This is a genomic window from Ectothiorhodospira sp. 9100 (assembly GCF_022227565.1).
Lineage (GTDB): Bacteria > Pseudomonadota > Gammaproteobacteria > Ectothiorhodospirales > Ectothiorhodospiraceae > Ectothiorhodospira > Ectothiorhodospira marina.
The window spans coordinates 18,206-29,487 of record NZ_JAJNAN010000024.1 but is presented as its reverse complement, the minus strand read 5'-3'; the positions used below and the strand labels follow the sequence as shown (position 1 = coordinate 29,487).

Here is an 11,282-nt window from a genome sequence, read left to right as displayed (position 1 = left end):
AGTGCCTGTCTCGCCCCCTCATCCCCGGCCCTTCTCCCCCGAGGGGAGAAGGGAGTGTCTGTTGCTGCATCTGGTTCCTTTACGTTAAACCCAGTCCCGTCACTGGACAATGCTCCGATGAAGGGGGCGTTCCCGGGCCGCCTGCAGCAGGGCGGCAGCGCGATAGGCCCCGTGCACGAACTTGCTATAGGGGATCATCATGAAGAACCCCAGCACCGTGCCCAGATGCAGGGCCAGCAGCAGGCCCATGGCCGGGGTCTCCCGCAGGGCCATGAGGACGAGGCCCGTGGCGGCGGTGGCAAACAGCAGCGCCAGCAGGGCGTAGTCGGCAGGCAGGGTCTCGCTGGCGGTGGGTTCGGGGTCGGCCCCCCGTTTCACCCACACCAGGCCCGCCGCACCCACGATCATCCCAAGGCCGCCCACGGTACCCAGCAGGTTGGGCAGGCTGAAGAAGGGGTAGGGGGCCTGCCACTCGAGGAAGTGGTGATAGCCCGCGGCCACGGTGGTGGCGGCCAGGCAGAGCATAAAGCCGTAGAACAGGGCGTGATGGAAGCGTCGCCGGGCCTGACTGGAACGCTGATCGTGATCGTTGCAGCCCCCACCACCGCCTCCCAGATTGCGCAGGGTGAACAGGTCCCGGGCGGCCGCGGGCAGGGCGCGCCATACCGGAATGGTTGGTGGCCCCTGGGTGCTGATGTCCCGCCAGTAGCGCATCACGCTCACCATCACCGCCAGCATGGAGAAGCCTAAGGTAAGGGTTGCCACCGCACTCATCACCCCCCAGGGGATGACCCGATAGAACGCCCCCTCGGCCTGGTGGGTGGCGAACAGGGTGTCGAAGGGGACCAGCATCAGGGTGAGCAGGGGGATGAGCAGCGTGGCCCCCAGACTGACCAGCGTGGTGGCCAATCCACTGCGGGCCAGCAGTGCGGCCAGAGGGCGGGGCCAGGCGTAACGCTGGTAGCTCTGTGTGCGGCGACGGGCCAGGGTGGCGGGCACGTTGATGGCGAACGCATGGGGCGGCGCATACTGGCAGGCATACCAGCAGGCGCGGCAGTTGTGGCAGAGGTTGGCCAGGTAATCCAGATCGGCGCGAGTGAGATCAGGCCGGCGTTCCGAGGCGGGGAAGACGTCGCACAGACCGGTGCAGAAACCGCACACGTTGCACAGCTGCATCACCCGGCGGGGTTCGGCGTCTGTCTCTGGTTCGGGGTGTTTGTCGGAGTGGGTCAGCGACTCCATCTCTGCTGCTATCCCAAATTGGCCGCGGCAAACTCCCAGTTCACCAGCTTGTCCAGAACCGCCTTTACGTAGTCTCCGCGGCGGTTCCGACTGTCCAGGTAGTAGGCATGTTCCCATACATCGATGGTCAAGAGCGGTTTCATCCCCTCTGTCAGCGGGGTATCCGCATTGGCCGTGTTCGTGACAGCGAGGCGACCGTTGTCTTCAACCAGCCATGCCCAGCCGCTACCGAACTGCGTGGTCGCCGCGGTTGCCAGCGCATCCTTGCAGGCCTCAACGGAACCGAACGATTGCTCCATCCTCTCTTTAAGTTCGGTTGGCGGCTCTCCTCCACCCGCTGGGGATAAGCTGTTCCAGTAGAACGTGTGATTCCAGGCCTGGGCGGCATTGTTGAAAATGGCCGTCTTGTCGGGCTGACCTGCAGTCGTCAGGATGATCTCTTCAAGTGATTGATCGGCCATGCTTGTTCCGGCCACAAGCTTGCCGAGGTTGGCCACGTAGCCTGCATGATGCTTGCCGTAGTGATAGCTCATTGTCCGTGCGGAAATAACCGGGGCCAACGCCCCTTCATCGTAAGGCAAGGGTGGCAGACCCAGTGGTGAGCGAGTGGTCGGTGATTTTGTAGCCATTGACGGGGAGGCGTTTGCCACAGTCGGCAAGAAACCTGCGATACCCAGGGCAACCGAGTGTGCGAGAAAACTGCGTCGATTGATATTGATCATCGTTATCCACCCTTTCATCAGCACGCGGCTAGCGTGCCTGCTCAGGCTAGCTTGAATGGCCCCTTCTCTCAAGGTCATTCCTGCGACGGGCGGGTTGAAGGCTCAAGGCCAATGTTGCATATCAACAGGATCTATGATCCCGTATCAGATCCGAACCTCTGATGGAGGAGTTGCACAATGGTAGAGGGCTCGCCACCCCCGACGAGGTTAAGTTCACCCTCCAGAACCGCGGGCCTGAGTACGGCGTTCGTGGCACTGGCGGCGCTATGCTGGGGCATCTCGGGTGGGATCGGCGGGATTCTCACGGACCAGAACTGGGATCCGATTGTGGTGTCCTTCTACCGGGGTGCTATCGGGCTGTTGTTTGTTCTGGTCTGGCTGGCGGTGCGTCCGCGCGGCAGCGGATTGGCAAATCCCCGATTATGGGTCTGGTCGGCAATTGCTGGTGTGGGTGTGGCTGGCAACTTCGCATTCTATTTCATCAGCATTGCCGAGGGCAGTGTCGCGGTTGCGGCGACCCTGATGTACTGTGCACCGGTTTTTGTCTACCTTGTGTCCTTTGCACTGAAGCTTGAAAGGCCCACCCTGATCAAGTGGGCAGCGATCGCGATGGTCATGATGGGCATCGTGTTGCTTACAGGTGTTTATAAAGTAGGCGCGGGTGAAGTGACCCTGATCGCCGCAGGCGCCGGACTGCTCTCCGGGCTGTCCTATGCAATATTCATCTTTGGCTTCAAATACGCGGCACCGCATGGCAGCCCACAGGCGATTCTTGTGATCGCCTTCACGGTGCTTGCCATCTTGCTTTTCTTGCTGGGCGATGCCGAGCAGACCGCGGCAGTGCTGCAAACACCCAGTTGGCCACTGTTTGTGGTATTGGGTGTGCTTGGCGCTGGATTATCTTTCATTTTCTATATTGTGGGTCTTAACCATACTGTGCCAGCTGTGGCGTCCATCGTGGCGATGGTGGAGCCGGTCACCGCCTCGCTATTCGGCGTTGTGCTTTTAAATGAAACCCTGGGCGCTCTACAGGTTTTTGGCATGGTACTGATCCTGTTAACGGTCACCGCCCTGAGCGTGCATTCAAGAGCGGATTAAGAAAAGGAAAAGCGGAAAAGGGGACAGATTTATTTTTCCCTTGTTTTGGGAAAAACAAGGGAAAAATAAATCTGTCCCCTTTTCCGCGAAACCCGTATCGACAAGTGGAGATTCATGATTCGAGGCGTTATCTACGACAGGTTGATCCTTAAACTCACCTCGCGCTGGTATGCCGAGGTGCTGGAGCGGATGCCCGACGGTGCGGTGCTGCTGGATGTGGGCATTGGCACGGCGGGGGCACTGATGGCCAACGCCGGGCGGTTGAGGGACAAGGCGCTGCACGTGGTGGGCATCGACATTGATGCCGACTATGTGGATCGTGCCCGGCAGCGGCTGCGGGGGTCGTCGGTGGAGGATCGGGTCCAGGTGCGACTCGAATCGGTCCATGAACATCGGGGCGGGCCCTACGACGCCGTGTACTTTTCCGCCAGCTTCATGCTTCTGCCCCACCCGGAACAGGTCCTGCGGCGTTGCTGCGACCTGCTGAACCCCGGCGGGCGCATCTTCTTCACCCAGACCATCCAGGAACGCCGCTCACGCTGGATGGAAACCTTCAAGCCGTGGCTCCGGCGGCTGACCAGCATCGATTTCGGACGGGTCACCTACCGGGAAGACCTGGAGGCGCAGATCCGCGGCGCCGGACTGGCGGTTGAAACGTTCACGGTACTGTCCCGGCACGGCCATCGGGCCTCCTGCCTCATCATCGCCCGGCCCACAGCCCGTTCCGAGCCGGCCGCTCGGGAATCTCATGCTTGAAGCGGAAGAAGCCTTGGGTGGCATGCGGCCAGGCTACCTCAACCGTGCCGCCGTGCCCCCCGCGATGCGGCCGAAGACGGCGCCGATGGTCAGCGCGGCCCCAGCCACATAGCCGGTGCCCAGGATCGCCGGCGACATGACCATGCCAGCGGCCAGCAGCGTCTGGCAGGTGGGGCCCTGGCTTCGGCGGATGCGTCCCTGGTTGTCCACGCTCAGGCCATGGCCGGTGAAGGTCACGCCGGGGGCCATGGTGTGGGCGAAGTAGGGCGGCTGGGTCAGGGGCAGGGCGCAGCGGCTCTTGGGGGGCTCCAGTCCCTGGGTGTGGTGTGTCTCGGGATCATCGCCACCGGGAACCAGCGCCTGATGATAGCGTTCGACGGTGTTCACCAGGTTTTGCGGCGGTACGCCCAGCTGCATGGCCAGGGCTTCCAGCGTGTCGGCCACGACCGGCGCATAAATGGATGTGGGGGCCCGGGCATGACCCGGCGCATCCAGGATGAGATGGGCCCGGGCATCGGGGCGCTCGGCCACCCAGCGGCCCCAGGCCGAGTAGCGCCTGGGGGAGATGATCTCGCCCTCGTCCCGAAAGCGATGTCCATCGGTATCCACCACCAGCCCCCAGGGCATGCCGTCCACCCGGGTGACGATGCCGCCGTCCGCATCCGGTGACCGGGCATTCACCGCCACCAGATGGCAGGCCCCGGGCTGACCGCTGGGGGCCGCCCCCTGGCGCAGCAGTGACAGCAGCAGCTCACCCCGTACATGCGGACTGCCACGGATGATGAAGCCCCGGGCCGCATCGCCACGGACGGCGGCCAGGGCCTCCCGGTCGGCCTGGTAGCCGCCGCTGCAGATGATGATGCGGCGGGCGCGTAGCGTCAGTGGTCGACCATGGTGATGGGCCTGGATCTCATGCAGATCCCGGTCTTCCAGGACGAGATCGTCCACCCGCGTATCCTGGAGGATATCCACACCCAGGGTCTGGGCACGGGCGAACAGGGCATTGATCATGTTGCGCCCCCCCCCCAGGAAAAAGGCCGTCTTGCGCGACCAGGGCAGAGTGCCGTGCGCCGGAAGTTCGAAGTGCACCCCCTGGGCCTGCATCCATTCGGGTAATTCCAGCGAGCCCTCGGCCAAGGTGCGCGTGAGGCCTTCATCGCAATGACCCTGGCTCGTCTGGCGCAGGTCCTCGACGAACTTTTCCACGGTATAGCGACCGGGAAAAAGGGGCGAGGGTTCATTGTGGGCAATGCGCAGATTGCGCGAGTGGCGGGAGTTGCCGCCCCGCTGATAGGCTGGCGCACGGTCCACCAGTTGCACCGTGGCCCCGTGCTCACGCGCAGAGATGGCTGCGCACAGGGCCGCCAGGCCACCGCCAATCACGAGGACGTCATGGGTGTGTGAGGGCATTGTGGAGGTCGTTAACTCTCATGCATCAAGGTGGTGAGGCACCCCAGATGATGAAAGATACGTTACGAGCCCCCTCTCCCCTCGGGGGAGAAGGGAGTGTCCATCGCTGAGTCTTTTTTCTTTCACGTTTAAGGGGGGCGTGATCGATATCCGTGGAAGGTTAATGGACGTGTTGTACATCATATGGGGGCTGGGGGCGAGGGCCCGCCGGCGCCGGCCTCGCACTCGGTCATCTCTCGGTCGTTCAGGAACCCCGGACGTTCCTGAACGAGAACGTGTCGGTGCCGGGCATGCTCGGTTGGTCAGCCTGTGTCTTGCACATGTCTGGTTCGGCGACTATATATGGCATATGTTCAGCATATGCTGTGAGGTGCTACAAATGCGTACCGTGTCCATTTTCAAGAACGGCAAGAATCAGGCAGTTCGCCTGCCCGCCGACATGGCCTATGATGGCATTGGCGAGCTGGAAATCACGAAGGAGGGTGATGTGATCACGCTTCGCCCCGCCCGGCCTTCCTGGTCGTCTCTGCCTGATCTGCCAAAGGCTGACGGCGACTTCCTGAAAGATCGGCCCACTGTCGTTGGCGATGAGGGCAGGTTCCATCTGTGACGACCTACATGCTCGATACCTGTATCTGCTCGTTCATCATGCGAGAGCACCCGGCCTCGGTGATCCAGCGGTTGGCCGATGAAGTTGAGGCGGGGAACCGGATCGTTGTATCTGCCGTGACTTACGCAGAGATGCGTTACGGGCAGATCGGCAGGAAGGCATCAGCCAGGCACAGGATGCTGGTGGATGAATTTGTGAAGCGACTCGATGCTGTGCTGGCCTGGGATCAGCGGGCAGTGGACGCCACAGTGGAAGTGATGCGCGAACTGAGCAAGTCAGGTACGCCCATCGGGCCGAACGATACGGCGATAGCAGGGCACGCGATTTCGTCTGCCTGCACGCTGGTCACTAACAACCTGCGCGAATTTGGTCGTGTTCCGGGCCTGGTTCACGAAGACTGGTGCGATTGAGGCAAGGGTGCTGACTGGAATTAACTCGGCCCCAAGCGTCCAGGGCAATCCGAGCGTGAAGATCCAGATGGAGGCAAACCACATGCGCGCATGTCTGCCCCGATACGCCTGGTATGAGTCAGGATCAGGTGCGAGGTGGTGGTGGCCGAGAGACAAGGCGCTGTTATCATGTGAGGCATACCCAAAGCCAGATGCCTTCAGGTCGTTCCTGGGGCCACTTGGCAGCCGTCCCTCCCCAACCCAGCAGACCCATGACCGAAAAGACCATCACCAAGACCGAGATCCTCAATAACGTTTACACCGCACAGGACCACGAGCAATTGATGGAGGCCTACAAGGCCTGGGCGAGCGATTACGACAGCGATCTGGTGGATCGCTTTGGGTACATTGCCCACATCAGCAGTGCCAGGGCGATTGACCAGGCCTTGGGTGGCCGGCATGACGCGTTGATCCTGGATGCTGGCAGTGGCACAGGCCTTGTTGGCCAGGAGTTGGCAAAGCTTGGTTACCGGACCCTGGACGCCCTGGACTATTCCCAGGACATGCTCGATCAGGCACAGAGCAAGGGCATTTATCGTTCCCTGATGCAGGCGGACATGAAACAGCCGCTGCCCATCGCCAACACCACCTACGACGCGGTGGTGTGCACGGGGACCTTCACCTATGGCCACGTGACCGGGGAAGCCTTTGCCGAGTTGATCCGGGTGACCCGGCCGGGTGGCGTGATCGTCTTCACGGTGCGCGAAGGTGCCTACGAGGAATACGGTTACCGGGCTGCCATGCTGGAACTGGAAATGCGGGGTGCATGGGAATTGTTGAGTTTTCACGACACTCCGTACCAGCTGGAGGAAGGCAATACCTGCAAGCTCTGCACTTACCGGGTGCCCGAGTCATGAGTCGCCATGTCGAACACTGAACCGGAACGCGTTCAGGCAACTCACATCCTGCCGCCCTGGCCCCTACACAGATTCGTCTGGATTTGGCTGCCGGGCGCAATCGACCCCTCTTAAGAGTGTTGGGGCAACAGCCGCCAGGCCACCGCCAATCACGAGGACGTCATGGGTGTGTGAGGGCATTGCGGGCCAAGAGATCAGGGATCTCACGCTTAAAGCGGAAGAAACCGTGGGTGGCATGCGGCCAGGCCAGGTGATCCCATTCGCGGCGTAATGGGATGAGCTGGATTCCATCGACCACCAACGCCGCAGCCACACGCTCGAGCGCATCGGCCATCGGCCCCACAGGCGCCTCCGGGGTGGCGATTACCCGAACGTTGGCCCGGTCGCAGGCCTCGCGCAGGTTATGGGCATCCAGGTGGGGCAATACGCTTGCCGGTTGTTGTAGGGCGTTGCTAGCCCGCTGCGCGGCATCCTCTGCCAGCGCCGCGAACCAGTGGGCGGTCGCCACCCCGAAGGGCCACGGGTCATCGGGATGACCCTGCCGGGCGACGGCGATCCCGCCCACATCGATTCCAGCGGGTAATGCCTCATGACCGCCCAGATCGTCGCCATGGAGCAATAGCAGCACCCGCTGCCCAGAGGGCAGTGTTCGCGGTGCTGGCAGAGGCGTGGGCGGTGGGGGGGATTCCTCCCGGATCGGGTGGGTCTCGGTGGCCAGGTTGTCGGGCCGGAAGCGATTGTCGGTATAACGGGCGATGTTGTCGGCACGGGCCAGGTAGGTCTTGCCCGGCGTCTGGATGCCGGCGACCCATCGCCACCCCAGGGTGTTGGACGCCGGATCGGCATCGCGCAGATGGCGCAGAAAGAAATCGGCCCCGAGCGTCCAGGGCAATTTGAGCGTGAAGATCCAGATGGAGGCGAACCACATGCGCGCATGGTTGTGCAGGTATCCGGTCTGGACCAGTTCGCAAGCCCAGTCATCGAAGCCCTTCACACCGCTACGACCTTCCTGGGCCGCGGTGACCGCCGACCGCAGTCCCGTATCCTGTTCCAGGCGCGCCCGATCCGCCGCGAGTTCCCGCAGGAACGCCCGCCAGACCTGCGGACGCATCTGCAGCCAGCCCTTCCAGTAGGTGCGCCAGAACACCTCCTGGATGAACTTCTCGGCCGCCTCCGGCGTATGCTGGTTCAGCACGGCCTGGACCACCTGCCGTTCACTCAGAACCCGATGCCGGATATATGGCGAGAGCATCGAGACATTGTCCCGCCGCCCCGGCCCGGCATCCCGATTGCGCTCCGCTGCATAGCGTCGTCCCGCGCCTGGCACAAACGCCTGAAGGCGTTGGAGAGCGGTGGCATGGTTCGCAGGGAAGAGGTCGCTGTCGCGCAGGGTTTCGTGATGGTCAGCCATGGGTGTGTGCGGGCATTGCGTGGGGCACCGGGGGCGGGGAAGCAATCCATTAGCCTCGCACCAGGGCTGGTTCAGCGCAACAGCGAATCCGGGAGGTGGCGAGCCTCGGCGGCACAAACTCCCCTGGAGGCGGTCTATCGGACGATGCCGTAGTACGCTGCATGATCATCCATGCATGATGTTGCCACACAACTCGTGCACTGCCGCAGGCCCATCACCCGCGATCAGCGGCGATACGTGCAAGGAGATCCACGATGTTCGCCCCGATACACCTGGTCTGGTTCAAACGTGATCTTCGCGTCGACGATCATGCCCCGCTCTGCCAGGCGGCACGGAACGGGCCCGTGTTGCCACTGTATATCGTGGAGCCCGGGTATTGGGATGAGCCGGATACCAGTCGCCGGCACTGGGATTTCATCCATGGCAGCCTGCGGGATCTTGACTGGGCCTTGCGCGAGCTTGGGCAACCGCTGATCGTACGTGAGGGCGAGGCCGAGGTGGTACTTGACCGGTTGTGCGAGGAACTTCCGATTGCCGCGGTCCATAGCCACCAGGAGACCGGTAACGGCTGGACCTTCAATCGGGATCGGGCAGTCGCTCGCCGACTGCGGGATCGAGGCATCCCCTGGCATGAGTATCGTCAGCATGGCGTGGTCCGCCCGCTCCGTAGCCGCGATGGTTGGGCGGCACAATGGGAACAGTTGATGGGCCAGCCAGCCGCCGCGCTCCTCCAATCGCTCACGCCCTGCCATGGGGTGGCGGGTGGCATCGAGACCTTGCCGGATTGCCCGGCGGGTGTGGCGGCGGATCCTCCCATATCGCTTCAGACGCCCGGGCTGGATGCCGGTCATACTGTCCTGCGGGACTTCCTTGAGGCGCGCGGCCAGCGGTATGCCGGCGGCATCAGCAGCCCGGAAAAGGCCTGGACAGCCAGTTCCCGGCTGAGCCCGCACCTGGCCTACGGCACGCTCTCGCTGCGTCGGGTATTGCAGGCCACCCGTGAGCGCAAGGCCCAGGTGGGTGAGATGCCCGCCGGGGATCGCCAACGCACGGCCTGGCAGCGCTCCCTGCGTCAGTTCGAGGAACGGCTGCATTGGCACTGCCACTTCATGCAGAAGCTGGAGGACCAGCCCTCCATCGAGTTCGCCAATCTGCACCGTGTCTGTGACGGTCTGCGCGAGGACGCGTTCGACGTGGAGCGCATGCGGCTCTGGCAGCAGGGCCTGACGGGTTATCCTCTGGTGGACGCCTGCATGCGTGCACTGCGCGACCATGGCTGGGTGAATTTCCGCATGCGCGCGATGGTGGTGGCCTTCGCCTCCTATCATCTCTGGTTGCACTGGCGGGAGCCGTCACTGCACCTGGCACGGGTCTTCACCGACTACGAGCCTGGCATTCACTACAGCCAGATGCAGATGCAATCCGGCACCACGGGCATCAACGCTCTGCGCATCTATAATCCGGTGAAGCAGTCGGTGGACCAGGACCCGGAGGGTCGTTTCATTCGCAAATGGGTGCCGGAACTGGCGCGGGTGTCGGGTGGCTGGATCCACCAGCCATGGCGGATGCCAGCTTTCCAGCAGCGTGAGTCGGGCTGTCGCATCGGCCACGACTATCCGGTGCCCGTCGTGGATTATGAACAGGCGGCGCGAGAGGCCCGCGCACGCTTCAAAGGGGTGCGTGGCAAGGCGGCATCGCGTCAGGAGAGTGCCGGCATCCAGCAGCGCCACGGCAGTCGTCGCCGTCCCTCTCCACGCACCACCACCCGCAGCCCGCCCAGTTCCAGGCAGCTCGATCTCTTCCCCGACACGGACCACTGAAAGAGGTCCGGACACCGCTTTCCGATGCGACCTGGTCTTGCCCCGCCCGGGTTAATATGCCCCTGTCAGCGAGGGCATGACTGTGCGGGGGGGCATGAAGCACCTGACCCGGTGCGCGGCACCCTTTGATCTGGCACCGTGGCAGCACTGAAGAGGCACCACAATGAGGAGGAAATATACGATGAACATCCATTCCACTGGCTTGATTGCTGCCCTGGTGATGGCCTTGACCCTGCCGATGGGTGCTCAGGCCGACTGGGCTGATCGCCTTCGCGGAGCCTTGCCGGGAGGTGACGCCGAAATGCCCGCATCGGGGCAGGTGGAGGGCCTGAGGGAGTTGCTCGGCAGCAGCAGTGATCACGCCGTATCCGCAGCTTCGCAAAGTGGCGGGTTCCTGGACAATCCTGGCATCAAGATCCCCTTGCCCGGGGTGCTGCAGGACGCACAGAGCCTGCTGAGTCGCCTGGGCCTGTCGCAGCAACTCGACGACCTGGAAGCGGCCATCAATGAAGCCGCGGAGCGGGCCGCGCCGGCCGCGCGCCCCATCCTGGCCGAGGCCATCCGGGATGTGCGCTTCGAGGATGTGCAACCCATCCTGGGGTCCTCCGATGGAGCCACTCGCCATCTGCAGGATCGACAGGGAGAGCGGGTCACTCAGGCCCTGCTCCCCGAGACCCGGCGCGCCCTGGAAGAGACTGGCGCCACCGAGGCGCTCTCCCGTCTCATCGACCGCGTCGGCAACCGCCTCCCGGGGATGAGCAGGCTGCGGGATTTCGACCTGGACGCTTACGTGAATGATAAAACCGTGGAGGGCCTGTTTGAACTCATGGCGGAACGCGAGGGCATGATCCGGGAGGACCCGGTGGGGCAGGGCGGTCAGATGCTCAGACAGCTGTTCGGGCGGTAA

Annotated in this window: 11 protein-coding genes; 7 read left to right on the top strand and 4 right to left on the bottom strand. The window is 63.1% G+C overall.

Annotation, left to right across the window (positions count from 1 at the left end; all coding sequences use genetic code 11):
* Positions 1–99: 99 nt before the first annotated feature.
* Together tcuB and LPW29_RS09070 are read right to left on the bottom strand one after the other, a co-directional pair.
* A complete protein-coding gene (gene tcuB / locus LPW29_RS09075; protein ID WP_238627740.1) occupies positions 100–1,242 on the bottom strand; it encodes a tricarballylate utilization 4Fe-4S protein TcuB in 1,143 nt (380 codons plus the stop codon).
* An 8-nt stretch (positions 1,243–1,250) separates the two neighbouring features.
* Positions 1,251–1,964, bottom strand: a complete 714-nt coding sequence (locus LPW29_RS09070; RefSeq protein ID WP_370642781.1) for a superoxide dismutase — start codon at positions 1,962–1,964, stop codon at positions 1,251–1,253.
* A 177-nt stretch (positions 1,965–2,141) separates the two neighbouring features.
* Between LPW29_RS09070 and LPW29_RS09065 the strand changes: the two genes are divergently transcribed.
* Together LPW29_RS09065 and LPW29_RS09060 are read left to right on the top strand one after the other, a co-directional pair.
* Entirely contained in the window at positions 2,142–3,062 is a 921-nt protein-coding gene (locus LPW29_RS09065) for a DMT family transporter (RefSeq protein WP_238627739.1), read from the top strand.
* A 117-nt stretch (positions 3,063–3,179) separates the two neighbouring features.
* Positions 3,180–3,818 carry a class I SAM-dependent methyltransferase gene (locus tag LPW29_RS09060; protein WP_238627750.1) on the top strand — a complete coding sequence of 213 codons (639 nt, stop codon included), beginning with the start codon at positions 3,180–3,182 and terminating at the stop codon, positions 3,816–3,818.
* 33 nt (positions 3,819–3,851) lie between these two features.
* Here LPW29_RS09060 and tcuA read toward each other — a convergent pair whose 3' ends face one another.
* Positions 3,852–5,228 (bottom strand): FAD-dependent tricarballylate dehydrogenase TcuA, encoded by a 1,377-nt coding sequence (tcuA, locus tag LPW29_RS09055; RefSeq protein WP_238627738.1) that lies wholly within the window; start codon positions 5,226–5,228, stop codon positions 3,852–3,854.
* 379 nt (positions 5,229–5,607) lie between these two features.
* Here tcuA and vapB point away from each other — a divergent pair, with 379 nt between their 5' ends.
* The 3 genes from vapB to LPW29_RS09040 all read left to right on the top strand — a co-directional run bounded on the left by vapB (position 5,608) and on the right by LPW29_RS09040 (position 7,144).
* Entirely contained in the window at positions 5,608–5,838 is a 231-nt protein-coding gene (gene vapB / locus LPW29_RS09050) for a type II toxin-antitoxin system VapB family antitoxin (protein WP_238627737.1), read from the top strand.
* Positions 5,835–6,248, top strand: a complete 414-nt coding sequence (locus LPW29_RS09045) for a type II toxin-antitoxin system VapC family toxin (protein ID WP_238627736.1) — start codon at positions 5,835–5,837, stop codon at positions 6,246–6,248. The genes vapB and LPW29_RS09045 overlap by 4 nt, the downstream gene beginning before the upstream one ends.
* A 251-nt stretch (positions 6,249–6,499) precedes the next feature.
* On the top strand, positions 6,500–7,144 hold the full coding sequence (locus LPW29_RS09040) for a class I SAM-dependent DNA methyltransferase (RefSeq protein ID WP_238627735.1): 645 nt from the start codon (positions 6,500–6,502) through the stop codon (positions 7,142–7,144).
* Positions 7,145–7,304: 160 nt separating this feature from the next.
* Here LPW29_RS09040 and LPW29_RS09035 read toward each other — a convergent pair whose 3' ends face one another.
* Positions 7,305–8,555 carry an FAD-binding domain-containing protein gene (locus tag LPW29_RS09035; RefSeq protein ID WP_238627734.1) on the bottom strand — a complete coding sequence of 417 codons (1,251 nt, stop codon included), beginning with the start codon at positions 8,553–8,555 and terminating at the stop codon, positions 7,305–7,307.
* 254 nt (positions 8,556–8,809) lie between these two features.
* On the opposite strand from LPW29_RS09035, the gene LPW29_RS09030 reads away from it, so the two are divergent.
* The gene (locus tag LPW29_RS09030) at positions 8,810–10,375 is read left to right on the top strand and encodes an FAD-binding domain-containing protein (RefSeq protein WP_238627733.1); all 1,566 of its coding nucleotides are present in this window, start codon (positions 8,810–8,812) and stop codon (positions 10,373–10,375) included.
* A gap of 181 nt (positions 10,376–10,556) precedes the next feature.
* Positions 10,557–11,282, top strand: coding sequence for a DUF4197 domain-containing protein (locus LPW29_RS09025; protein WP_238627732.1), 726 nt, complete (start codon positions 10,557–10,559; stop codon positions 11,280–11,282).